This is a genomic window from Algoriphagus sp. (assembly GCF_030694375.1).
Lineage (GTDB): Bacteria > Bacteroidota > Bacteroidia > Cytophagales > Cyclobacteriaceae > Algoriphagus.
In genome coordinates this window covers 85,739-110,897 of record NZ_JAUXYL010000007.1, presented here as the reverse complement: position 1 = coordinate 110,897, position 25,159 = coordinate 85,739, and the positions used below count along the sequence as shown (strand labels likewise).

Below are 25,159 nucleotides of genomic sequence, written 5' to 3'. Positions count from 1 at the left end.
AAAGACACAAGATTGGAAGTATAAAAGATGAAGTCAGAAAGCTGAAAATTGGGAACGTAATGAATCAGTCTAAAATTTCTCCGGTCTTCCCTCCCGTTCCATCGGTCATCCGACATCGGACATCGGTCTTTTAACCAATAACCAATAACCAATAACTAAATAACAATAATCCAAACATAACCATGAACAATTTCCCTAAACTCCACAACGCCACTTGGCCGGGACTCGTGGGCAAAGGCCCGGACTCCGAACCTGTCATTCCTTTTGATACACTTCTGTCCATGACAGCCGCAGCAGAAGTCAAGGGAGTGAAATTTGATGGAATCGATGTGGGCTTGCTCGAACCGCATTTTGATCTCAACAATCCTGATGAAGCTAAAAAGCTGGCAGACAAAGTTTCCAAATACGGACTGAATGTTGGTTCGCTCGTCGCTCCAATCTGGGCAGGTTCAGCCATGGGCACCGCCGATCAGCGCAAAACATTTGTGGAAATGGTCCGGAAATCCTGTGAGTTTGGCCAAAAGCTGAAAGATCTTGGGGTGAGGCATTATGGAGTGGTGCGGATTGATTCTGCAGCTGGAGTTACGGATTGGGCAAAAGATCCTGTGGGAAACACCAAGCAGATTGCTGAGACTTTCCGTGAAGCCTGTGATGTTGCTGCAGGTTTTGGAGAAAAATTAGCAGCCGAAGGCGAAATCTGCTGGGGAGCCATGCACAGCTGGAAACATATGGTGGCGTTGCTCGAAATGGTAGATCGTCCAAACATGGGTTTCCAGGCAGACATGTCCCACACATTTCTCTACACGATGGGCTATAATGCTCCTGAAAACAGAATCTTGCCTGCCGATGCAGACCTCAAGGATCGTGAAACGATTAAGGCTGCATTGAAAACAGTAACTGATGCGCTGCGTCCTTGGACCATCGACTTCCACGTCGCTCAAAACGATGGGTCAGTTTTCGGTTCGGGTTCGCATGACAAAACCGGACGTCACTGTCAAGCTACCGATCCAAACGGTCTGTTGGATATTGCTCATGATGCAGGCTATTGGCTAAGAGATGAAAATGGACAGTTGACCAAAGCTTTCCAGCATATCTGCTGGGATGGATGCATGTTCCCAAATGCAGTGATGGAAAATCAGCAAACCTGGAATGATATCCTGGCTGCGATGGTGAAGGTGCGAGACGCACACGGTTGGAAAGGGTGATTTATGAAGTACGAAATACGGGCTTCAAGCTAATGTTGATGTTAGTTTTGAAAGTTGACGTTTGAGGAACTATAACTTTGCAACCTTCCAACTTTACCACTTTCCAACTCAATTTTCCAATATTCCAATCTTAAAATTTTCCAATCATGTCAAATAAAAAACAAATAAGAATCGGATTGATCGGCACGGGGCTGATGGGCCGAATACATACCAATGGTTACAAGCGTTTAGCTGACTTTTTTCCCGAATACGAATACGTCCCTGTACTTCAGGCTTGCTGTTCCAGAAAAGCAGAACGTGCACAGGCATTTGCGGATCAGTGGGGCTATAAATCCATCGAAACGGACTGGAGAAAAGTAATTGAGCGTGACGATATCGACGCGGTGGACATCTGTACTCCAAATGATTCCCATGCAGAAATCGCAATTGCAGCAGCGAAAGCTGGAAAGATGATCCTTTGCGAAAAGCCCTTGGCGAGAACAGTGGCTGAGGCTGAAGAAATGGTCAAAGCAGTGGAAGCCTCCGGAGTGAAAAATACGGTGTGGTACAATTACCGTCGTGTTCCCGCTGTGACTCTGGCCAAAAATATCGTTGCCTCAGGGAAACTCGGTAAGATTTTTCATTACCGAGCCAATTTCCTGCAGGACTGGACGATCAATCCCGAATTACCTCAAGGTGGTGACGGGCTCTGGAGATTGGATGTGGATGCCGCAGGTTCCGGCGTGACAGGAGACCTCTTGGCGCATTGCATCGATACGGCGATGTGGTTGAATGGAGGCATTACCGATGTCTCAGCGGTGACGGAGACCTTTGTCAAGGAGCGCGTTCATGTGGGTTCCGGAGAAAAGAAAAAAGTGGGAATAGACGATGCCTGTATTTTCCATTGCCACTTTTCCAATGGTTCCTTGGGACTGTTTGAGGCGACTCGCTATGCCCGTGGACACAAGGCACTATATACGTTTGAGATCAATGGGGAGCATGCTTCGATCCGATGGGATTTGCATGATTTGACCCGTTTGGAATATTTTGACCATGGCGATGAGGGGAAAGTACGGGGATGGAGATCCATCCACGTGACAGACGGGGATCATCCTTACATGAACAGATGGTGGATTCCCGGCACCTCCATCGGATACGAGCATTCCTTTATCCACCAAGTGTCCGATTTCTTCCTGAGTTTGCAGACGGGCGAACCCTGCCATCCGACTTTCCGGGATGCCTTTGAAACTCAGAAAGTCTGCGAAGCCGTCATCGAATCTGCCAATTCCAGATCTTGGAAAGACACGGGAGTGGAGTGGGTGGAGAAAGTTTAAAAATCATAAGTATAAAGTCTGAAGTCTAAAAAGTCCAAGTCGAAAGGCTTGGATTTTTTTTATACCTGATTTCATTCCACTTGAAACTAAAAATATGCAGTTAGTTTTTTATCTAAATATTCTTTCAATTTTTTCTTGGATAATAAGAAATTAAATAATTCTTTAGGAGCGTTAAACTTTTAATATTATGATATATAAACCAAACCAAACCAAACCAAACCAAACCAAACCAAACCAAACCAAACCAAACCAAAATTTAGGTTAGTTGGAATTTTAATTGCAGTCTTTATTGGACTGCTAGCGTCTTCCTGTATCGAGGAGGAAATTGAGCAAGTTTCTGAGTTGGAAAACTCAGATATAGTGGCAGCAAAATCTTGGTATGATGCTTTCGAGAATCAAAGTCAAGGGCAAGAAAATGCAAGAAAGGTAAAGAACGGAAAAGGAAAGCCCGACTGGTCAAAATCCAAGGTGTACCATCAGTCGGATGGAAAGAAGGTCATCGAAGTTCAGTTTGATTATGAGGAAATTGCCATTCCAGAGCATTTGAAAACTGCTAAGCTGGAAAAAGCATCAGTACTCCAAACCTTGATCCTATTTCCAAAGCCTGACGGAAGTTATTTACCTTATTTTTTGAATATTTATCCAGACAGCCCGGATAAGAAATTCAAAATGAAAGATTTTATCGATGGTGGTTACCAAAAAATTCCATCAGATTTCTCAGGAGTGTATCGATTTTACAGATGGAATGGTAATTTCATCAGCGGATGGCGAATAAAGGATGGAGTGAAAACTCACCGGATCAAGGAAAAAGAAAATATTGGAAAGAATAAAAATTCGAGAATATCTAGTGGTACTCTTGTATGCTATCAGTTGGTGACAACGTGGTATAAATCTACCTGTTGGGAAGGTTTTGGGTGTACTACTCCAGTAGAAGATGGTACCGACATAACAGGATATGAATGTGAACTAGTAATTGCTCCTCCGTCTCCGGGTGATACTGGAGGTGGTGGAGGAGGGGGAGATCCCACACCACCACCTACTGAAGAATGTGAAGTTCCGGAAGGTAACCTAGTAGGAGTTACAGTGGATTGTGATGAGGAAGAAATCAATCCAGAAGAGATTATTTCCTATATCGAAAATCAACTTGGAATAAGACTAAATCAATGTGAGAGAAATTTAATCTTATCAGATATTACTTATGCTTCACAAGCAATAAGTGTATATTTGAATAGTAAAACAGCTGAAGAAATGGTGTTTCAAATTTTCGGGGGTAATGGTTGGAATGATTGTTCTGATGCATTTAGACATGCTTATTGGAATGCCTTGATGACGAAATCAAATGGGGTATTAAGTGCAACACTTTTTGGCACAGCTCATGAATGTGTAAGTGGACAACCAAATCTGGAAAATAATATGGATTTACATAATAATTCGATTGGTAGAGATGTTGCAATGAATAACATAAACATGAATAACACTGAACTTGCAAATCAAATAATGGCATCTCTTTTAAATGGGGATTTGAAAATAATAAGTAATCTTCATGAGAGTGGTAGGGTTACTTTGAATTCTACACTTATAAGTTCTTCATCATGTCAAAATTAAGTGTTTTACTAGTACTCATAGTATTGTTTTTGTCGTCTTGTCTTCGGAGTACTAATGAAAAATGTAAATCGATAGCTATTTCAGAGGTTTACTTTCAAGATTCGATTGCAAGTGGTTTATCGGAAAATGATGGGATTTACTCCGTTTGGATTAAGTTAAACGGCGATGTTGAGAATGATATTCGAATCAATGAGTTTACCTTTCTTGCTGGTTCGGTGGATACATTGATTTCAAATCGAGATCAATACGGTACGACATTTTTCTATGAAGTTGAAAATGAATCTGGAGGAAAAGTTGATTTGGATATTTGTGTTGGTTTTGCATATAGTCCAAGATAAAATAAAATATCTAATCTTAAATAATGAAGGGTCCAGACCAAAAGGTTTGGATCCTTTCTATTTTATAAAGTAAATCCGCAAATGAAGAAGCTTGAATCCCTGAATTCTTTCCCTTAATTTAACCTGATCCAAAAAAACTTATACACCATGAGCAAAATGTATTACTTATTTATCGCAGCAGCAACTGCTCTTTTCTCCTGCCAATCATCCACTCAAACCGAAACTATACAGTCTGACTCAACTGAGGTGGCGTTAGAAGAAGGAGTTCAACTGATTCCAATCCAAACTCCCAAAGGAGAATTTAAAGTTTGGACCAAAAGAGTGGGAGATAATCCGACCATGAAAGTCCTCCTGCTTCATGGTGGACCGGGGATGACACACGAGCAATACGCAAATTTCAAGGATCATTTACCTCAGGAAGACATTGAGTTTATCTGGTATGACCAATTGGGTTCGGCAAACTCGGATCAACCCGATGATTCTACCTTGTGGACAATTGAGCGATTTGTAGATGAAGTCGAGCAGGTGAGAATTGCCTTGGGTCTGAACAAGGACAACTTCTACCTCTATGGTCAATCTTGGGGTGGTATGTTGGGGATGGAATATGCTTTTAAGCACCAAGACAAACTAAAAGGACTAATCATTTCCAATATGATGGCAAGTTTGGATGACTATGAGAAATATGCCAAGGAAGTCCTCGGACCGCAGATGCCTCCGGCTGTTTTTGCCGAACTGATGGAAATCGAAAAGAACAATGACTTCGAAAATCCCCGCTACATGGAATTACTGGGAGCCCATCATTACCCGCAGCATGTACTTCGGATGCCTCCAAACGAATGGCCGGAAGAAATCAACCGAATGATGGGACAGGTGAACCCGAATGTATATGTCTATATGCAGGGATACAGCGAGTTTGGCATCACTCCGGGAGCAAGTCTTGAAGGTTGGGATGTGAAGGATCAATTGAAAAATATCACCGTTCCTACTTTGGTTATCGGTGGTACCCATGATACGATGGATCCCAAACACATGGAATGGATGTCCAAAGAAGTGAAAAATGGTCGCTTTCTGCTTTGCCCGAATGGCAGTCACTTAAGTCAATACGATGATCCGGAGCATTTTTTTCCGGGATTGATTCAGTTTATCAAGGATGTGGACTCGGGAAGTTTTTGAGCTGGTGAATTGGGAGTCAACAGAGCTTAACGAAATCTCCTTAAAGAAACTTTCAATAAATTCTTTCTACTACTCCAATACAATTCTCCTTAGTTGAGTGGATTATTCCACACTGTGTGGAATCTCGTTTTGCACTTGTGGTTGAATTGGCTTTCGAAACCTTAAATTTTAATTGACAAGAAAAGAACTTCAATTTCATTTGACAGAATATAAGGTGAGACAGGCTGATTATACCGTATTAAATTTTGATTATCCCTGTTTCTATATCTTAGTTTGGTAGATAATTTTGTTTTGCGTGATTTGGATGATTTTCTCAATTAGCAGTTTATTTTTTAATTGGACTATGGATTGACTTTTGGACCAAGTGTTAGGATTAAAAAGGTAGATGCTATCGCTTTATTTTTCTCATAAATTATTTTCAAATCAAACGTCTTACTCATGAGCTCAATTCACGAAAATCAGGAAGAAAACCCCATACATGATCTGACAGGCACTGAGGCTGTTAAGAAACTTCGCTCACTCATCGACAAATCAGGTTCTTGCTTTTTTGTAACCCAGGCAAATCTTAACGGTTCGCACAAATCAAGACCCATGGCTGTTCAAAAAACTGACGATGCGGGGAATGTTTGGTTTCTCAGCGCCAAAGACAGTGTGAAAAATATGGAGTTGGAGCAAAATAAAAATGTGACGCTCTATTTTCAAGGCTCCTCCTACTCTGATTTCTTGGAACTGAATGGGCATGCGGAAGTCAGCTACGATAAGGAAAGAATCAAAGAACTTTGGGATCCTACCATCAAGACATGGTTTACCGAAGGCGTGGACGATCCCAGGATTTCAGTGATCAAGTTTATCCCGAAATCAGGCTATTATTGGGACAACAAACACGGAAATGCGATTGCAGGATTTAAAATTCTCTTGAGTATGATTTCCGGTAAAACCATGGATGATTCAGTTGAAGGAGATTTAACCCTCTAAGCTGATAATTCCTATATTAAAAGTGTATCGCTCGCAGTGATACACTTTTTTTGTGTTTTTTGAGTTCAGCCAAATAAGAGCCATTTTTTATAAAAAATACATCCTCTTATTCACTCCTTGTCAGATTGACGGATCAGATCTACTTTCATTTGAAAAAGTGTTGTCATTTACATTTATTCCAATGAAAAAGTGTTTTGATCCACATTTATTTATTGGAAAAAATGTATCCATCCAAATTCTATATCACCTGAAAAACGGCCACAAAGTGCGCGATCGTTCCTAAAAGAACGAATAAATGCCAAATGGCATGAAAGTAAAGTTTATTGCTTTGGATGTAAAAGTAAACTCCTATCGTGTAAGCCATGCCGCCCACGCCTATCCAGACCAGGGTCTCAAGAGAGATCCTTTCTACGATATCCTGAAAGAAAAACACGGCTAGCCAACCCATTGTCAAATAAATGATGATCGAAAGGATTTTAAATCGTCCCGTGTAGAATAGTTTGAAAAAGGTCCCAACTAATACAGAAGCCCAAAGAATGGAAAGGAAGATTATAGCTTTGTCCTGCTTGAGGACAGCCAATACCATCGGCGTGTACGAACCCGCAATCAGGAAATAGATTGCAATATGATCTAGAACCTGAAGTTTGCTTTTCCAACTTGGGTTTTTCGCAGCGTGATAAAACGTGGAAAAAGTGTAAACCATCAAGATTCCAATACTGAAAGCGATTCCTCCAATCCATGCTTTCGCCTCTCCATTTTCCAATACTTTTTGAATCAAAAATGGAATAGCTATTAGACCAAGCAAAAGACCAAAGCCATGTGAAGCTGCGTTCGCTAGTTCTTCTTTTGGAGTTTGGGGACGCTTGGGCATTGACTTAGCTTTTGGTCGAATCTAAGAAAATTTGAGAATGAAATTTCTTAGCTAAATTAGATTCTTCAGCTCATATCCTGAAAAATATCCCTTTGCGATACAGGAAATAGCACAAACCCCAAAGTGCAGTAAGAGTAAACAATGATGTGATCAACGCCAAACCATGTTCTCCCAGTCCTGTCCAGCTAAGAAATCCTGTACTGAAAATTCCGATTGTTTTGAATAGCCATCTTCCCAAAATCTCTGCGAAGAGGTAAATGAAAATGGAATTCATCCCCACAATCAAAAAAGGGAAAACCCAACCCTTTTGTTTTTTGATATCGACCAACCAATAGAAAAAAGCCAATGCCAGCAATGCCCAGCCTCCGGAGGCAAACACAAATGCCGTGGTGCTGATTCGCTTTACAATCGGTGTGATTCCCGCCAAATCAAGTCCAAATCCGATCACCAATCCTACTAATCCTGCAATTATAAAGGTTTTGACTTTCTCGGAATCCGGTTTTTTAGAAAGCAGTAAATTTCCGCAGATCGCTCCCCAAATAGTATGCGCCGCGGTAGGGATAGCATTGATGGCAACCCAACCTCCATTATTGATTTTTCCCATCAGGATCTGATCGGTAAAATTGCCAAAGTTGGTTCCATGCTCGAAAGGTACTTCTGGATTATATACCCGATAGAGAATTTCTGTCAGAGCCAAAAGTCCAAGAGATACGCCTAGTTGCACTTTCCAACCTTTTGTCAAAAGGAAGTAGGTTACTAAAATGGTGAATGATAGTTGTGTTAGGACATTCCAAAGTTCAAACACTAGTTTGCCTGAATAGATGCAATGCAGGCCGGTGCCGAAAAGAAAAAGTAGAAGACATCTCTTCAAAATGTGAAGTGTCACCTGACTCCTATTTTCAGAAATGGCTAATCTTTTATTGAGTGAAAAAGGCATCGCCACACCCACAATAAACATGAAGAATGGCTGAATCAAGTCCCAAAACATCAATCCATTCCACTTGTGATGTGTGAATTGAATGAAAAAACCATGGAGGGCATCTCCTTCAGGGAAAATCTCCAGCAAGGTATCATAGACCAAAGCAGCCTCGGCTACCAATAGAAACATGGTCAATCCACGGTACACATCCAGGGATACCAACCTGTTGGTTGGATTGGGTGCAATTGAGTTCATAGGTTGGGGTTTTGGGTCTTTCTAAAATATAAAATCCCTGTCTGAATGCTTGAAAAAATATGATGAAGGGGTGAAAAAGCGAGGTAATCAAACAGAGCCTGTCTTCCTCAGGAAGGCCTGCTTGAGGCGACTGTTTCCAATAAAATTCAAATTATACTTAAAAAAAAGTCCGATCATTTTCTGATTTGGCCTTTACCCGATCTTTATCCCGTATTTTCCCAACAATCCCGGTATTCCCTCCAAATCAAACCGTGCACTTTTGATTCTATTGATCTCAGGATCAATCCGGTAATTTTCAGCTTCACGAAAGTCAGCTTTCTCCAAATTCGTCTGATCAAAGACGGCCCCGCTGAGTTCCGAACCCAGAAAACTTGCCCCACTTAAATCCGCCTGCGAAAAATCCACCTCCAATAATCTGGAGTTTTGGAAAATGGATTTCTTAAGCTTCAGATTGAAAAAATTACAATAGTCTAATTGGCATTTTTGGAAATTAAACTCCAGCAGAAAAGGATTGGATGAATTGAAATGTACGCCCAGGATTTTGCAGGTATCAAACGTCACGTTTTGAAACGTTACGCCGGAGACTTTTGCATTGCTCAAGTCACAGGTTTTGAAAATGCATTTTTCAAAACTTGATCCATCAAAATTTAGATTGTTGAAATTGCAATCCACAAATACACAGGAATCATATTCCCCTTTTTCAAAATCAGAGGATTGGATTTTTTGAAACGTTCGTTCGGAATGGTAGGTCATTTTGGATTCAACAGATATTTTATCTGTACGATGTTTTAGGTTTCATTAGCGCCTGTCCCGAAAAATGTCTGAGTGTGACTGTATGAACAGGAAATCAGGCCGTTCGGAGCCTGATTTCACTGTATTAGTTTTAGTCGTAATATAATCGCGATTGCATCATTTAATTCATCTGTCGAAGATCAACGGGTGAATCTCAAATTTGAAATCTCGAATCTCAAATCTATTTCTCCATCACCATTGGCCCCGGCTGGGCTAGGTCGTGAATTTGCTTCAAGTCCACGACATACACACTTCGTCCGTGTGAACCCACGATCAGGTGGTTTTCACGCTCCTGAATCACCATGTCATAAATTGCCACATTAGGGATTTCTCCCTGGAAAAGATTCCAGTTGTTTCCTTCGTCCATGCTCACATACAAACCGTGGTCGGTACCCAAATACAGGATGTTTGGCATTTTGGGATCTTCGATGATGATATTCGTCGACTCCTCAGGCAGATTTGCTTTAATGGACTTCCAGGTTTTGCCGTAGTCTTCGCTTTTGTACACGTAGGTGTTGAATTCATCGTAGCGGTAGCCATTGAGTGTGATGTAGACTCTTCCTTCTTTGTATCGGGAAGGAGAAATACTGCTTACCCAACGATCCTGAGGAAGGCCTGCATTTAGACTGGTCCAGTTGCCGCCGTTGTTTCGGGTGACCCAGACATTGCCATCATCCGATCCTGCATACAAGGTTCCAAATTCCAATGGAGATTCCTCCACAACCGTCAATGAGGCAAAAGGTACATTTCCGCTCTTTTTATTTTTGGTCAAGTCCGGCGAGATGGTTGTCCAGGTATTTCCCTGGTCAAGGGATTGATATACATACTGCGAACCCATGTACACGATGTCCTGATTGTGGTAGCTGAGCTCGGCAGGAGTTCTCCAATTCCAGCGGTTGGGTGCGTTTCCGATGTCATGACCCGGAGTGATTCGCTTTCTCTCGCCAGTCTTTTTGTTGATTCTGGCGTAGTTTCCAAACTGTGATCCGGTGTAGACGATGTCGTTATTTCGGGTATCCACTGCCACGACCATTCCGTCTCCACCGAAAAGTGGTTCCCAGAGATCTTCCGGCTTATTGGTGGACTTGCCAAACCATACGCCATTGTCCTGCATTCCTCCATAGATATGGTAAGGCGTGGCCTGATCTACCATTACGGAGTAAAACTGTGATATCGGCATTTGGGTATTCATGTGATCCCAACGTGCTCCTCCACCATAACTTCGATACAATCCGCCGTCATTTCCAAGTAGAATATGCTTGCTGTCTTGGGGATTGATCCACATCGCCTGATGGTCGGAGTGAGGTCTACCTATAGAATCTGTTCTGGAGAAATTCTTTCCCCCATCTCTGGAAACCAAAAGCGGTACACCCAAGACAAAAACTTCATTTTCATCTGATGTACTTACCCTAATTTCCCCGAAATAGTACCCGTAAGAATTATACAATTGGCTGATGTCAGATTCAGATACTTTCTTCCAGGATTTTCCGGTATCCTCTGATCGATAGACTTCTGCACCTTTGATCGGCTGGCCAAACATCGCGGCATTTGCATCTACAGCACCACCATTGTAATTGGCGATTTGGGCGGGGGTGATTTTTCCGGTTTTTAGCAGACGCTTGATTTCTGCCGGGGTGTATTTGGAGGAAAATTGACTTCTTCGGGTCAGGGACTCCAGTTTTTTGTCATCCAAAGCCAAGGCTTGATCCAAAGTCATATCCTTGAAGTCATCCAGTTTCAAAGGATTTTCTTCCTGCTGCTGATTTCCCCGCTGACGAGGTGGGTCGGCCGGTTTTTCAGATTTGCCCTGATTGTCCAGTAACGCATAAGCTACGTTTGGATTGGAAAGGCTGAAGTCGAAACCTATTCGTCCGACAAATTCATCCTGTGGAAAGCCATCTACCGCTTTTTTCCAAGTATTTCCTCCATCCTCAGATCTCCAGATCGCAGAACCTTTTCCATTGCCTACAAAGTCATGCGCCTGACGGAATCGCTCCCAACTCGCAGCAAGCAGTAAGTCCGGGTTAGTCGGGTGAATCTGAATGTCGATGATACCCGTGTTGTCGTCGATGTAAAGTGTTTTTTTCCAAGTCTTGCCTCCGTCTGTGGTTTTGTAGAGGCCTCTTTCCTTGTTTTTGGAATAGAGTCCACCCATGGATCCAACCCAAACAATATCTGGATTGGTGGGGTGAATGAGGATCTGTCCGATGTGCTGGGAGTGGACAAGTCCGATGTGTTCCCAGGTTTTACCGCCGTCGGTGGATTTGTGGATACCGTTGCCGGCGTAGGTAGATCGGCTGGAGTTGTCTTCGCCGGTTCCAACCCAAAGTATATTGTTGTCTGAAGGAGCAAGTGCCATGGCACCGATGCCCAAAGCACCCTGATGGTCAAAAATCGGGTTGAACGACTGTCCATTGTCTTCCGTTTTCCAGACTCCTCCAGAAGCCGCTGCGACATAAAACGTGTTGCGGTCATTGGCCACTTCGATGTCCACAATTCGGCCTGACATATTGGTGGGGCCGACGTTTCGTGCTTTGAAGTCATGGAGTGGGGTGGAGGCAAGCATGGCTTTGTGCTTGTCGACAGATTCCTGAAGGGCTTTCTCGGTAGTGGGTTTGATATCCTGTGCTTGTAGCGAGCCGAATGAAATCAGTCCCGCTGCCAGCAAGATGAGCGATGTAGATTTTTGCATGTGGTTTTCTTTGTTCCGAACGGAATATAAGCAATCGTACCCAAACTCAGCTTATTCAGCTTTTGGACGGGAAAAGGTCTTTTTGAGTGGTGATTATTTGGAGACGAGGCGGGTTTTGTAGAGGACAACGTAATCTTTTTCAAACTCAGAATAATTTGGTGTAAACCAGATTTCGTCCTCAGAAATGAATTTGCCTAAGTTTCCAATTTCAGGAGAATTTTCGATCAATTTGGATACCGACTTGCCATCAAATAGTAACCAACCATAACTATTGATCTTACTTAATTCAGGAAAGAATTTAGAATTATCACCACCTGCTTGTGTTTTAATTTGATCATACTCCGAGTCTGTTACTCCGCGAGCATAGTTTATCAAAAATTGATTGTCGCCTAGTGGTTGGATTTGATTCAATGAACCCACATAGATGTCTTTCATTTCGTAAGAGCCGAAATTATCTGCATCTATTGGAGCTTTCTCAACAAATTCGTCAAAAGGAACTTGATAGATTTTGGATGGTGCATCCAACATGGACCAATGGTAGGCATAAATTCGCGGTTCATTCCGAAAAAACACATAAATAGTATCCGAGAATTGGGATAAGCCAGTTTTATAATTGACGTTTAAAAAGGATTTTTCTCCTGTTTTAAACTTTGACTCCTTGGGAAATGGTAGGCTCGGTGAAAATTGGCCTGATTCTAAATTTAAAACTTCTATTCTTTTAGTTTCTATCTGAAATTTTTTACCATCTACACCAAATTCTTCTGCGATTCGACCTTCCCAAGGAAAAAGAACCTGATTTTCCAGAATTGCCAAATTATCAGTGTAGATGTTTATCAGCGAGGAAGTGGGAAAGTATCCTAATTCATAGGATCTTATAAATTCCCCATTCTTAGAATAAATGTAAAATCCCTTCCATGCAGGAATTAAGATTTCATCAGAATTGAGGAATTGAGGAAGATTATATCTCGTGTCACGGTAATTGCCTGGACCATCCCCTTTTTTACAGAAGCGTGATACTATTTTCCCTTTCTGATCAGTAACAAAAATTGAATCTTTCTGATGATCAATTAAAAGAAAAGTCTCTCCGTCCTTGCTAATGTCTGCTAGGTATAGATTCCCCAAATAATCCACCACCAAGGAATCGTAGATTTCAAATTCAAACTGCTGCTCGGCGAGGGGTTTTTGAACTTCTTCTTGCTTAGATGAACAGGCAAAAATGAAGAGAATGCTCAAAATGGGTAAGATAAAATTGTTTTTCATTTCTGTCTAAGTCTAAGTTTATAGAACGTCAAATACTCCTGCTCTTCGCCGATAAAGTCATCGTTTCGAAGGGCGTAGAAGGATTGATCGGTGGATTCGATATTTAGGATAAAATCAATTTTGGCAGGGATTTCTATTTCAGTTGACCATTTTGCATGGTTTAAGGAATAGACTTTTAGATAGCTCCTATTGAATTCCGGATAACGGTGAAAGTTTTCCCGGTTTTTTAATTCGTTTTGTATAAAGGTTTCGCTGTCAATTCCACCCTTGTAAGTCAATATGAGGTGCTTGGGATCTGAATAGATTCCCATGATCATTGCCTCAGACATGGTCATCATTTGCTCATAAGTGACAGGTGCTTTCTGCCCTGGATAAAGCTTAAAGTCAGTAGGAGCAAAACCCATACTTCTGATCCATTTTCCTTCAGGAAGTGTATAGACATGAACTTGTTCTTCATTCGTGAATGTCAGATAGAGCGAATCTGATTCGATGGTAAACTGCATGTAAGGACGGTTGAAAAATTCAGCTGTACTAAACTTGGAAGTAGGCGGGGTATTGATCAGTGGTATGGAAGTTTGAGTGTTGATATCAAAAAGTTCCAGCAGGGGATAGTCCCGGTAAAAATTATCAATGTATGGACTAATCCCTTCCCGGCCCGGATACCAAAGTAAAAGCTTATTATTCCATTTGGCCAGATTCCGGGCATTTCTAAGACCTCCTCTAGCCTCTCCGGCAAATGGCATTTTTAAAGTTTCTAACAGATTGAGATTTGGATCAAAGTGGTAAATGTTGTTGAATGAAGTTGAGGCATAAACTTCCCCTTTTTCATCAATGACAATGGATTCAAACCAATCTACTTTTCCTGGCCCATCTTTGGGAAAAACTTTGTTGACCAATAATTTCCCAGTTGAATCAAATTGTAAAACCGCCTGAGTGGTAATATCCTTGACTATCCCTTTTCCATTTTCGAAAGTACCCATCCAAATCTCTCCCATAAAATCCACCTGAATCGAATCTTCGATCACCAGTTCCCATTCGTTGGAGTTAGAACTTGAGTCGGTTTTTTCAGAACAGGAGAAACCAAGAAGGCAAAACGCGAGAAAGGGTACTAGTTGGATTTTCATTTTTGGACTAGTTTAAGTTGGTAGACTGTGACTACCTCGGGTTCTTCGTCTAGTTCATTGACGTTTTGCATGGCCCAAATTCGATTTTGGGAATCTACTCGGGCGATTCGATAGCTGGTGGGTAAAAGTTTGGGTTTGCTGAATTGGTTTTTCTCATTTCTGATGATCCATTTTTGAGGATTCATCCGGTTGGTTTCTTTTCGGAACTCCGCACGACTCAAGGTAGTGGGAGGAAGATCCTCTTTTTTGATACCGGAAGAATAAGTGATGATATCAAGATTCTCAACCTTATATAAATTTGAGATTTGACCTGCATAGTCTGATGGTCCGGAGTAGTCTTCCTGACTGCCATAAGGGAAACCTTTTTTCATCACAAAATTATCAAAAGGAATCCCCACGGGCTTTTGGGTTAATTCAGGATCAAAAAGGTCCACGTCATATAGCAAGGTGTCATATTGATGGGCAAAGGTTAGTTTTGGTCCCTTGGTGGAGAAGGTCACAGAAATAAAATTGAATGCCTCGCCTGAGTTGCGATATCGACTATCGGGATGCAAGGGTGCAATAGGCTTGAATTCTTCAGTGGACAAAGGGATAAGGTCAAAAGCATTGTATTCTTCATAGTATTCCTTTCGGTTGGGAGGAAAATCAGTTTGGGGATTTCCCGAGAAAGAAATCAAGGAAGGACCTGCGAAAGACTCCACAAACCGCACATGGTCAAAGCCTGAATAGATCATCCCCTTGGGCGGATAGGTTCGCTTTAGTCCTTTTAAAAAATTGAATTCCAAGTCATAGAAATAGACTCCACGTGGCCCTTGGATCACAATCGTATCGCCCATAAAAATTCCTCCGGAAGTAATTCCTCCAAAACCTGTCGGGGCATCTTTGGGAACGTCCAATCGATGGAGGATTTCTCCATTGCTGCTTGCTAAAATCAAAGGCGTATTTTGCCCGGATACACTGTACAGAAAAATATCCTTCTCGAAATGGATAGCCATCAATTCAAGATCTTCCAAAGTTTGAATCTGCACCGAATCCACGATTACCAATTCATAATCCAGAGAATCTCCAATTCTTTTTTCTTCGCTAGCACCACAACCCCAAACAAAAAATGCGGTCATCAAAACCGCACCTGACAAAAGTTTTTGCATAGCCTGATTTTTTCCTTAAGAAACTAAATCAGATTTTAAGATTCAAGAAATTGACTAATAATTATTCATATTTCGGAGCTGAATTCATCTGTTGATTGAGCAGGGCTTGTTGGTTGATTAATCCATTCAGGGTTTTGACATAAGTGCGCCCCTTTTTTAATCCAAAATCTGTGTAAGCCTTTCCTGCCCATTGTTTTGCAAGTTCCAAAGATCCCAATACTTCATAGCCGACGGCAATGTTATAGGCCAGCATTCCGCTGTTTTCCTCATCAGCATCATAGAGTGCAGCCTGCCATGTTTCAATTGCCTGCTCCCATTGGTCCACTTCGGCAAGTCTTGCGCCTTGAGCTACAGCAGGGTCGGTTTTGGATTTTGGGAAAAAGCCCCGGTTGATCTCCGCGTACATGGGAGCTATTTTGGTAGCGTATCCAGCGCCTGCCATTTCGCCGACCACCCGGGCGGCGTCAGCTTTGGAGATCAAAAGCGCCATTGCCAGAGTTCTTGTCTCTCCTTCGGCAGACCATAGATTTCGCTTTTCGAATCGCTGCTGATCGATGATATTCTTTCCTTTTGGATCATATAATCTAAAACCCGCACTGACTGTTGCTACTCCTTCTACATAGATTCCTTGCACCTCGACTTGCCTGCTTGTATTACCTTCGGTCACCGTCTTTTTGATCAATCGCTGCTGATCCGTGATGATGAAGTCCGAACTGAAATTTTCTAAAGTCAGTACCGCATCTGCCTGATAGCGATTGGCGAGTTGCTCCACAGTGTTCCAGTCCAAGGGATTTGGGAACATCTGTCCAAAAATCCCACCGGTTAGCCGTTCCGTAGCCCGGACGATTTGGTATCGGGGAGAGCTGTTGAGTGATAGTTGGAGGGAAGAAAGTGTGGCCTGCACTGCATTGCGTACTTCAAATGGAAGTTCGCCTGTGATCAAACCTTCAATAAAGGCAAGCCCTTCACTTTGGGGCTTGGTGCGGTCCACCAAAACAATTTTTTGAACATGAGTAGGAACAGTCACAGGAGCAGGGACAAGCCGGGTCATGGTGACATTTTTAGAGCAGGAGCTACCCAGAAAGCAGAAAACTGTCACTAACAATAAAGGCTGGATTCTTTGAAAAGCTATAAATTTCATTGTGTGGATTAGGTATAAAATCCATTTTACTACGAATCAAAAAATCCACGGTTGCCGAACCGTGGATTTTAAATTGGGTTATCGAACTATCCGATCAGATTTCCTTCATCATCCCAGACAGCCACGGTGCCCCGGTCTTCAGGTTTCAGAAAAAGACTTAGATATTTCTCAGGATTGGAAAGCCCATGTTTGTCCAAAACGTTTTGTGGAACACCGTCCCAAACGTTCGGCTGATTCCCTTTGTAGCCCATGTATTTCCAGCCCGCTTCGGTGGAGAAATAGCCCGAGCAAGTGAGGTTCCGCAGCATATTAAACCAGCGAACCCCGCCGATGTATTCAGACTTGGCTTTGTCCGGCCAAGCCACTTCGTCCACGATAGCCAAGACTTGATCTTTGGAAAGTTCATTGAAGGTCTTCCCGAATTTTTCATCTGCCTCAAAGTCCAGCCACATCAAACCACCACGCATCGGGGTTTGGGAGTTGGGCTGATCCCGCATCATGAAGTCAATGAAGTCTGTTACTTTAAGTTCGGTCGCAGCCGGAGATTCAGCATCTGCAGGTATGATTATATCTACCAGTGTATCCAGCTTTTTTCGTTCCTCATCGGTGAAGAAGGTTCCCTCCATCAGTTTTTGATCGCGAAGGTTTTCTTCCTCGGTTCGTCCACCGGGAGTGCCTCCGGTGAAAACCTGACTTTGCACGCTTTTGTCCACCGGATCGCAACCGGTCATGAGTATTCCGGCTCCAAGAGAGCCTGTGAAGAGGAGTTTGAGATTGTCCCGTCTGTTCATGGCTTAGATATTTTTCTTGGTTAGTTCGGAGACGATGTAGTCAGAAGTTCTCCAGGAGAGCGCAAGGATCGTCCAAGTCGGGTTTTTATCCGCCTGAGAGACAAAAGGAGCTGCATCCACCACAAAAAGGTTTTTGCAATCATGCACTTGGCAGTTGGAATTGACCACGGAAGATTTCGGGTCATTGCCCATTCTCGCTGTCCCTACTTCATGGATGATTCTACCCGGTGCCGCAAGTCCGTATAGTGTGTCAGCTCCCGGCTTTTCGCCCAAAAGGGTAGCGCCTGCCCCGGTCAGGATCTCCTCAAAGGTGTCCTGCATGTGCTTGGCCTGTTTGATTTCCTGATCGGTCCAGTTGTAATGGAATCGAAGTACCGGAATGCCGTATTTGTCCACCACATTGGGATCGATCTCACAGTAGTTGTCATACATCGGCACACTTTCGCCTCTGCCGGACATCCCAAACGTGGAGCCGTAGATTTTCCGGATGTCTTTTTTCAAGCCCTCTCCATAACCTCCATTCGGACTTGGATTTCCAAATTCATCTTTGATGTATTTCCGCATGGCGTCCATACCTCCTCCGGCACCGTAGGAAGGCTGACCCATGCCACCCCAATATTCGATGTGGTAGCCGCGGGCAAAGTCAAGTTTTTTATTGTCCAGCCACCATGGCGTGTACATGTGCATGCCGCCTACCCCGTCTTCGTTGTAGCGTTCCCGATCCATCATGTCAGGCATGATGGCTGATCGGCTGGCCCCGGTAGAATCATGCAGGTATCTTCCCAAAACGCCCGAGTCCGCCCCGATTCCGTTTGGATGGGATTTGGACTTGGAGTTCATCATGATTCGGGTGGTCTCGCAAGATGATGCCCCAAGTACCACGACTCTGGACTTGAGCTTGTATTCTTTCATGTCCACTTTGCTAATGAAGGAGACACCCGTGGCTTTTCCGCTTTCATCCGTGGTCACTTTTCGTACCATGGAGTGGGTGTAGAGGTCAACTTTCCCCTTTTTCATCGCCGGATGTACGAGACAAGTTCCTGCTGAAAAATCCGCATACACCTGACAGGCACGGTTACACTGCGCACAGAAAAAGCAAACGCCCCGCTCGTTGTTGATCGGTCGGGTCAGCATGGACAATCGCGAGGGAATCATCGGGATGGATGCTTTATCAGCTCCTTTTTTGATGAAAAGCTCGTGGAGTCTTGGCTTGGGAGGAGGGAGGAAAAATCCGTCCGGCTCGTTGTAAATGCCTTCTTTAGACCCAAACACGCCGATGAGTTTGTCGACTTTATCGTAGTAGGGTTTTACATCTTCATATCCGATGGGCCAATCGTGACCGAGACCATCGATACTGGCCCGTTTGAAATCATTCGGGCCAAAACGGAGCGAAATTCTTCCCCAGTGGTTGGTACGGCCACCGACCATTCTGGACCGGAACCAGTCAAACTGAGTCCCGTTTTTTCGGGTATAGGGTTCACCCTCGATATCCCATCCGCCGATCGCCTGATCGAAGTCTCCAAAGGGACGGATTTTAGTCCCTGCTCCTCTTCTGGGGGATTCCCAGGGTGGACGGAGTTGGGTTCTGTCCTCTTCTTTGGCAGGATCGAAATCTCCGCCTGCTTCCACTACTGCTACCGAAAGTCCAGCTTCGGAAAGAATCTTGGAAGCCATGCCTCCACCAGCTCCGGAACCTACAATGATGACGTCGTAGGGTTCACCGGATTGTTTGATTTGAAAACTCATTTTCAAAAATTTTAATGAAGTTGAAAATATAGCTTAAAAATTTCTGGAAGGGAACAGCTTTAATTGGTTTTTTGAGAATTTAGAAAATAAAAAATTTGTGAAAAACTGATCATGAAAGATCCATCCAAACCACTAATTTTTCATTGGATCTTAAAAAATCTTTGTCTGCTGTGATTAAGGGAATAGAAAATCGAATAGAGGTTGCCAAGACAATTGCATCAGGTAATTTTAAAGAGGATTTTTGCTTGATCGAAATAGTTTTTTCCTTAATAGTGGGATCAATATCAATGATTTGGCAATGACTTAATAATTCTTTGATCAATTTTAAATCAATTGGTTCTAATTTCGAAAAGCTTAGTAATTCTTATTCAACTATAAAAGAAATCAAGAGTTGCTTCTCTAATAAAAAGTCCACTATAGGCTTTTCTCCTTTCAAGAAGTAAAGCAGGATATTTGTGTCTACAAAAACCCTATTCCCATTCATTCCTTAAGCGTTTTTGCACCTCTAGAGGATCTATATCTGCCTGTAATTTACCAGCAAGGTGTTCAATGCTCTTGACTTTTTTGCGTTTGGTAATCTGTTGGATTTCCTTATTCATCTCCAACTTAGTCATTCCTTTTTTCAAGATAGTTGTCATATGCAAATCAGTTGATTAAGGATTCAATATAAGGCCAAATCGTCTCAAAGACAATCTTGTGACCTTCCTCAGTTGGGTGAATTCCGTCAGGCAGGTTGAGTTTGGGAATGCCGCCTACATTTTCCAGCAGGAATGGAATCAAGGTCACGTTTTTTTCGGCAGCTACCTCCGGATAAATGGATTTGAACTCTTCCGTGTATTCCTGACCCATGTTTGGTGGGATTTGCATCCCCGCTAGGATGATTTTGGTCTCAGGGTATTTTGCCCGTACCTTATCGATGATTCCGTTCAGATTCCGCTTGCTTTCGGCAGGAAGGATTCCTCTCAGGCCGTCATTGCCTCCAAGTTCCAATACGAAAATGGTCGGCTCATCTTCCAAAAACCAATCCAATCGGCTCAAACCGCCTGCTGTAGTTTCCCCACTCAATCCACCGTTAATTACCCGGTAGTTGAGTCCCAGGCTATCCATTCTTGCTTGAGTCAATCCGGCAAATCCATCCTCCTGATCGATTCCATAAGCGGCAGTGAGGCTGTTGCCAAAGAATAAAATAGTCTTTTGCTCAGTCTTGATTTCGGAGGAATCAGCCGCGATTGCTTCAGTTTGTTTTTGTTCAGTGGAAGATCCACAGGAACTCAGCAAGACTGCACCAAGAAAAAGGCTGATTAATAGTGTAGATGAATTTCGGGAGGTGAACATTTTTTTTCGTTTTAATCTAAAAAGGATTTACGGATAAAAGGTTCAGATTGATCCGTGAGCTCCTCGGTCTAAGACACAAAAATAGCTTTTTCTGCGTTGGTCGAGCAATTCTGCCCGTTGGTCGAGAGTCTTGGAATTAGTCGAACGTTTTTTCTTTTATTTACCTTACTGTCCTGTGTCAAAACGGGATTGCTAACAAAGCGCAAGCCCTGTCGTTTGACCTTTAAAATTAACCCACAGCTTTTTCATGAGCATATTATCAATTAAGAACTTGAGCAAAACCTATCAGAGCGGAAGCCGAAAGCTTACCGTCTTGGATGAGGTGAATTTTGACATTCAGGCAGGGGAAACCTTGGCAATCGTCGGCCCATCCGGAAGTGGGAAAACTACCCTGCTTGGGCTCTGTGCAGGACTTGACTCCGGATCCACGGGCAGTGTAGTCCTCAATGGCCAGTCTTTGGAGAAAATGAGCGAAGACCAGCGCGCCTTCGTCCGGAACAAAGATGTGGGTTTCATTTTTCAGAATTTCCAACTCCTTCCAACCCTTACAGCATTGGAAAATGTGATGGTGCCTTTGGAGTTGAAGAAGCGAAAAGATGCACGTCAAAAAGCACAGGAATTACTTGAAAAAGTCGGATTAGGTGACCGTGCTACCCACTACCCAACTCAGCTTTCGGGCGGAGAACAGCAGCGGGTTTCTATAGCCAGAGCATTTGCCAACGAGCCGAAAATTCTTTTTGCAGATGAGCCGACGGGAAATCTCGATACCGAAACCGGTGAGATGATCGAGAAACTTATTTTTGACCTGAATAAAGAAAAGGGAACTACGCTTGTACTGGTGACACACGACTTGGAATTGGCTGCCAAAACTCAACGCATCATACATATCAAGGGCGGTAAAATACAGGAGGACGTTCATGCCTGATTTTGGTTGGATTATAAAAATGGCGCTACGGGATGTCCGGAAGAACCTCTCCCGTTTGCTGCTCTTTGTCTCCTCCATCGTAGTGGGGATAGCGGCCTTGGTAGCAATCAGCAGCTTTGGTGAAAACCTCACCAAGGATATCGATAACCAAGCACAGGAGCTTTTGGGGGCAGACTTAGTATTGGAAAATAATAAGCCTATCGGAGCACAGGAAGTGGATTCAATGGCTATAAAAACTGCTGCTGAGATCAATTTTGCGTCGATGGTAGCATTTCCAAGTTCCGGCGATAGCAGATTGACACAGGTCAGAGCCTTAGAGGGGGATTTTCCATTCTATGGCAAATTAGAAACCATTCCTGCGGACGCAGAGTCTGATTTTAGAAGTGGAGGAAAAAAAGCATTGGTTGAAAAAACGCTGATGGCTCAGTTTAATGCCGAAGTTGGAGATTCGATCAAAGTCGGAATTGTAACTTTTCTAATCGTAGGTGAACTTCAAAAAGTCCCAGGCCAAACCGGAATTACGGCTACAGTCGCGCCGGCGGTGTATATCCCGATGGCTTATTTGCAGGAAACCGGTCTGGTGCAATTGGGAAGCCGAGTGGAATACAATCGGTATTTGCAGTTTGAGCCGGGTACAGATGTGGAGGCTTTGATTAAGCCCTACGAGGAGCAATGGGAAATCGACCGCTTGGATGCCGATACAGTCGAAGACAGAAAGCGCTCTACAGGTAGGTCTTTTGCCAATCTTTCCAATTTTCTAAGCTTGGTGGCTTTTATTGCTTTGCTATTGGGCTGCGTTGGTGTGGCCTCAGCGGTTAATGTTTTTGTGAAAGAAAAATTGGCTTCGGTGGCTGTTTTACGCTGTCTTGGAGTCGCATCGCTGGATGTATTACTGATCTACTTGGTCGAAATTATGGTCATGGGCTTGGTCGGAGCCTTGATCGGAGCCGGACTGGGCACAGTGCTTCAATATGTATTGCCGGCTGTTTTCTCCGACTTCTTACCGGTGGAAGTGAATGTGGGCGTGTCTTGGCTCTCAGTAGGTTTTGGAATTATTACCGGTCTTTTTGTGTCAATTCTTTTTGCGCTACTTCCTTTGCTTAAGGTGCGAAACGTATCGCCGATGGCCACGCTGAGACCGGAGACAGCAGATTCAACTTTGATGAAAGATCCACTTCGTTGGTTGGTGATCGGGGGAATTCTGCTGTTTATTTGGGGATTTAGCTTTTATCTATTAAAAGACTGGAAACTGTCGCTTGGCTTCACCGGATTCGTGTTGGGCGCATTTGGAATACTTTGGGGTGTGGGACAACTGATCATGTGGTCGGTTAGAAAATTTCTGCCGATTTCGCTGGAGTACACCATGAGACAGGCCTTGGCAAACCTTTATCGACCCAATAATCAGACGATCTCGCTGATTGCCACGATTGGATTGGGCACTGCGATGATAGCCACCCTGTTTTTCCTCCAAAATCAGCTGCTTGAGGAAGCCAAGTTTGCAGACAAGGAAGATCAGCCTAATATGTTGATGTTTGACATTCAACCGGCTCAACTGGATTCGGTTCGCTCAAAAGTAACCGGAAGAGGACTGAAAATTCTGCAGGATGTGGCGATTGTGACGATGCAGCTGAACTCCATAAACGGGATAGACAAAAAGAAAAACGAAGAGCTATCCAAGGAGGAGAATTACTCCCGCTGGCTTTACAATCGGGAATTCAGAGTAACCTATCGTGATACGCTGATTGCCTCGGAGACTTTGAAAGCTGGCGAATTGGTACCGCTTGGAGCTAGGGGGGATAGTATTTTTGTCTCGCTGGAAAAAGGATTTGGAGAAGGAAACGGATTCAAAATCGGCGACGAAGTGGAGTTTAATGTGCAGGGTAGGCCCATTAAGACCTATGTTGGAAGTTTTAGAGATGTGAAATTCAATCAGGTTTCGACCAATTTTCTGGTGCTTTTTCCGGAAGGGGTATTGGAGCAAGCTCCAAAATTCCACGTGCTGATCACCAAAACCAAAAACGACCGGGAAGCAGCCGATGTTCAATCGGAGATCGTCAGAACCTTTCCAAATATTTCGATTATCAATCTCGGGACGATCGTTGAAACGCTGGAAGAGATTCTGGGTAAAATCAGCTTTGTGATTCAGTTCATGGCTTTTTTCTCCATTGCAACGGGGATTTTGGTGCTGATCAGTTCGCTGATCATCAGCAAATATCAGCGGATGCGAGAGAGTATTCTCTTGAGGACTCTTGGTGCCAGTTCAGCAATTGTGACTAAAATCAACACGCTGGAATATTTCTTTTTGGGTAGTTTGGCTTCGCTTTCAGGGATACTATTATCATTTATGGCAACATTTCTTTTGGGGAAATTTGTCTTTCAAATGAACTTCAGTGTGGCTTGGAAAGAAGGGTTGGTTTTGTATTTGGCCATCACCGGACTAACGATTGTGCTTGGATGGCTGAATGGCCGAAAAATCATCAATCAACCTCCTATGGAGATTTTGAGAGGAACTTGAGAAGGCTGAAGTGTGATTGAAAAATCTAAAATGGGCTTCTTCTGTGGAACTTTTTAATTAATCATAAACCTAGCTTCATTAGATTTAGATAATTTGTAAATTGAACTTCAGATAGTTTAGATTATGGAAATAGAAGCAAAAAAAATAAAGCTCGTACAGGATATACTTAAACTTGAGGATGAGGATTTGTTGACCGAATTGGAACAATTGCTCAAGCAGAGAAGATTTGTTTCCCATAAGGACTATTTTGCTCCAATTTCTGTCGAAGAACTAGAAGGTAGGTTGGATAAGGCTGTTAGCGATGTAGATTCTGGAAGATATAAAAGATCAGAAGAACTGTTGAAAAAATATGGAGGGTAGCTTTCCTGTTGTTTGGACTGAATTTGCTGAAAACCAATTGGACGATATTTTTGAATATTTTTTAGCTGTTTCGGGATTTGATCCAGCCCAAAAATTAGTGCAAAAATTAATTATTGCAACAAAAGTACTTGAGCTCCAACCAGAGGTTGGTCAAATTGAGCAGGCATTGTTGAATCGAAAAGAACAAGTAAGGTATTTGGTCGAAGGGAATTTTAAAATCCTTTATTTTCTTAGAGATGGGATGGTAATTATTTCCGATGTGTTTGATACAAGACAAAGTCCTAAAAGATTAAAGCGTTCACTTTAATAGTCCAAGTAAAAGTTGACCTAAAGTACCCCAAATTTGATCCGAACTTGGTGTTTATTAAAATAGAAATAAAAAAATGGGCTCCTTGTGGGCCCATTTTTCATTAATAATGATGCCTGAATTGTGCGATTTCCAAAGCGCCATTTTTGACTCGATACACAAGCCGATGCTCCTTGTCGATTCTTCGAGACCAGAAACCGGCTAATTCATGTTTTAGAGGTTCGGGCTTTCCAGTTCCAGAAAAAGGCGTTCGCTGGCATTCCTTGATAAGTGTGTTTATTTTTTTGAAAATCTTCTTATCGGTAGCATTCCAATAGAGATAATCATCCCAAGCTTGATTTGAAAAAATGATATTCATGTTGGAAAATT

Annotated in this window: 24 protein-coding genes; 10 read left to right on the top strand and 14 right to left on the bottom strand. The window is 43.0% G+C overall.

Annotated features, from left to right (window positions below; all coding sequences use genetic code 11):
- Positions 1-182: 182 nt before the first annotated feature.
- The 6 genes from Q8M62_RS01760 (at position 183) to Q8M62_RS01735 (ending at position 6,609) form a co-directional block, all read left to right on the top strand.
- Positions 183-1,205, top strand: coding sequence for a sugar phosphate isomerase/epimerase (locus Q8M62_RS01760; RefSeq protein ID WP_304899818.1), 1,023 nt, complete (start codon positions 183-185; stop codon positions 1,203-1,205).
- 146 nt (positions 1,206-1,351) lie between these two features.
- Entirely contained in the window at positions 1,352-2,518 is a 1,167-nt protein-coding gene (locus Q8M62_RS01755; RefSeq protein ID WP_304899817.1) for a Gfo/Idh/MocA family protein, read from the top strand.
- Positions 2,519-2,878: 360 nt separating this feature from the next.
- Entirely contained in the window at positions 2,879-4,123 is a 1,245-nt protein-coding gene (locus tag Q8M62_RS01750) for a hypothetical protein (RefSeq protein WP_304899816.1), read from the top strand.
- Entirely contained in the window at positions 4,111-4,461 is a 351-nt protein-coding gene (locus Q8M62_RS01745; RefSeq protein WP_304899815.1) for a hypothetical protein, read from the top strand. Before Q8M62_RS01750 ends, Q8M62_RS01745 begins: the two co-directional genes overlap by 13 nt.
- A 147-nt stretch (positions 4,462-4,608) precedes the next feature.
- Positions 4,609-5,634: a proline iminopeptidase-family hydrolase gene (locus tag Q8M62_RS01740; RefSeq protein WP_304899814.1), complete on the top strand. Its 1,026-nt coding sequence runs from the start codon at positions 4,609-4,611 to the stop codon at positions 5,632-5,634.
- Between the two features lie 438 nt (positions 5,635-6,072).
- Positions 6,073-6,609: a pyridoxamine 5'-phosphate oxidase family protein gene (locus Q8M62_RS01735; RefSeq protein WP_304899813.1), complete on the top strand. Its 537-nt coding sequence runs from the start codon at positions 6,073-6,075 to the stop codon at positions 6,607-6,609.
- Positions 6,610-6,847: 238 nt separating this feature from the next.
- On the opposite strand, the gene Q8M62_RS01730 is transcribed toward Q8M62_RS01735, so the two are convergent.
- From Q8M62_RS01730 to Q8M62_RS01670, 13 genes are all read right to left on the bottom strand, one after another.
- Positions 6,848-7,480, bottom strand: coding sequence for a hemolysin III family protein (locus Q8M62_RS01730; protein ID WP_304899812.1), 633 nt, complete (start codon positions 7,478-7,480; stop codon positions 6,848-6,850).
- Positions 7,481-7,550: 70 nt separating this feature from the next.
- Entirely contained in the window at positions 7,551-8,654 is a 1,104-nt protein-coding gene (locus Q8M62_RS01725; protein ID WP_304899811.1) for an acyltransferase family protein, read from the bottom strand.
- Positions 8,655-8,846: 192 nt separating this feature from the next.
- Positions 8,847-9,407 carry a pentapeptide repeat-containing protein gene (locus Q8M62_RS01720; RefSeq protein WP_304899810.1) on the bottom strand — a complete coding sequence of 187 codons (561 nt, stop codon included), beginning with the start codon at positions 9,405-9,407 and terminating at the stop codon, positions 8,847-8,849.
- A gap of 220 nt (positions 9,408-9,627) precedes the next feature.
- Positions 9,628-12,138 (bottom strand): glycosyl hydrolase, encoded by a 2,511-nt coding sequence (locus Q8M62_RS01715; protein WP_304899809.1) that lies wholly within the window; start codon positions 12,136-12,138, stop codon positions 9,628-9,630.
- Positions 12,139-12,231: 93 nt separating this feature from the next.
- Entirely contained in the window at positions 12,232-13,398 is a 1,167-nt protein-coding gene (locus tag Q8M62_RS01710; protein WP_304899808.1) for a hypothetical protein, read from the bottom strand.
- Positions 13,395-14,522, bottom strand: a complete 1,128-nt coding sequence (locus Q8M62_RS01705; RefSeq protein ID WP_304899807.1) for a hypothetical protein — start codon at positions 14,520-14,522, stop codon at positions 13,395-13,397. The genes Q8M62_RS01710 and Q8M62_RS01705 overlap by 4 nt, the downstream gene beginning before the upstream one ends.
- On the bottom strand, positions 14,519-15,670 hold the full coding sequence (locus tag Q8M62_RS01700; RefSeq protein ID WP_304899806.1) for a hypothetical protein: 1,152 nt from the start codon (positions 15,668-15,670) through the stop codon (positions 14,519-14,521). The genes Q8M62_RS01705 and Q8M62_RS01700 overlap by 4 nt, the downstream gene beginning before the upstream one ends.
- A gap of 61 nt (positions 15,671-15,731) precedes the next feature.
- Positions 15,732-16,721, bottom strand: a complete 990-nt coding sequence (locus Q8M62_RS01695; protein WP_304899805.1) for a DUF6340 family protein — start codon at positions 16,719-16,721, stop codon at positions 15,732-15,734.
- Positions 16,722-16,897: 176 nt separating this feature from the next.
- Entirely contained in the window at positions 16,898-17,602 is a 705-nt protein-coding gene (locus tag Q8M62_RS01690; protein ID WP_304899804.1) for a gluconate 2-dehydrogenase subunit 3 family protein, read from the bottom strand.
- Between the two features lie 3 nt (positions 17,603-17,605).
- A complete protein-coding gene (locus Q8M62_RS01685; RefSeq protein ID WP_304899803.1) occupies positions 17,606-19,348 on the bottom strand; it encodes a GMC family oxidoreductase in 1,743 nt (580 codons plus the stop codon).
- A 109-nt stretch (positions 19,349-19,457) separates the two neighbouring features.
- Positions 19,458-19,682 carry a PIN domain-containing protein gene (locus tag Q8M62_RS01680; RefSeq protein WP_304899854.1) on the bottom strand — a complete coding sequence of 75 codons (225 nt, stop codon included), beginning with the start codon at positions 19,680-19,682 and terminating at the stop codon, positions 19,458-19,460.
- A gap of 136 nt (positions 19,683-19,818) precedes the next feature.
- Positions 19,819-19,986: a hypothetical protein gene (locus tag Q8M62_RS01675; RefSeq protein ID WP_304899802.1), complete on the bottom strand. Its 168-nt coding sequence runs from the start codon at positions 19,984-19,986 to the stop codon at positions 19,819-19,821.
- A gap of 7 nt (positions 19,987-19,993) precedes the next feature.
- On the bottom strand, positions 19,994-20,683 hold the full coding sequence (locus Q8M62_RS01670; RefSeq protein ID WP_304899801.1) for an arylesterase: 690 nt from the start codon (positions 20,681-20,683) through the stop codon (positions 19,994-19,996).
- A gap of 247 nt (positions 20,684-20,930) precedes the next feature.
- Here Q8M62_RS01670 and Q8M62_RS01665 point away from each other — a divergent pair, with 247 nt between their 5' ends.
- From Q8M62_RS01665 to Q8M62_RS01650, 4 genes are all read left to right on the top strand, one after another.
- Positions 20,931-21,608, top strand: coding sequence for an ABC transporter ATP-binding protein (locus tag Q8M62_RS01665; protein ID WP_304899800.1), 678 nt, complete (start codon positions 20,931-20,933; stop codon positions 21,606-21,608).
- Positions 21,601-24,123: an ABC transporter permease gene (locus Q8M62_RS01660; protein WP_304899799.1), complete on the top strand. Its 2,523-nt coding sequence runs from the start codon at positions 21,601-21,603 to the stop codon at positions 24,121-24,123. Before Q8M62_RS01665 ends, Q8M62_RS01660 begins: the two co-directional genes overlap by 8 nt.
- A gap of 123 nt (positions 24,124-24,246) precedes the next feature.
- On the top strand, positions 24,247-24,483 hold the full coding sequence (locus Q8M62_RS01655; protein WP_304899798.1) for a hypothetical protein: 237 nt from the start codon (positions 24,247-24,249) through the stop codon (positions 24,481-24,483).
- A complete protein-coding gene (locus tag Q8M62_RS01650) occupies positions 24,473-24,790 on the top strand; it encodes a type II toxin-antitoxin system RelE/ParE family toxin (RefSeq protein ID WP_304899797.1) in 318 nt (105 codons plus the stop codon). Before Q8M62_RS01655 ends, Q8M62_RS01650 begins: the two co-directional genes overlap by 11 nt.
- 103 nt (positions 24,791-24,893) lie before the next feature.
- Here the strand turns inward: Q8M62_RS01650 and Q8M62_RS01645 are convergent, their stop codons facing one another.
- Entirely contained in the window at positions 24,894-25,148 is a 255-nt protein-coding gene (locus Q8M62_RS01645) for a Txe/YoeB family addiction module toxin (protein ID WP_304899796.1), read from the bottom strand.
- Positions 25,149-25,159 lie beyond the last annotated feature (11 nt).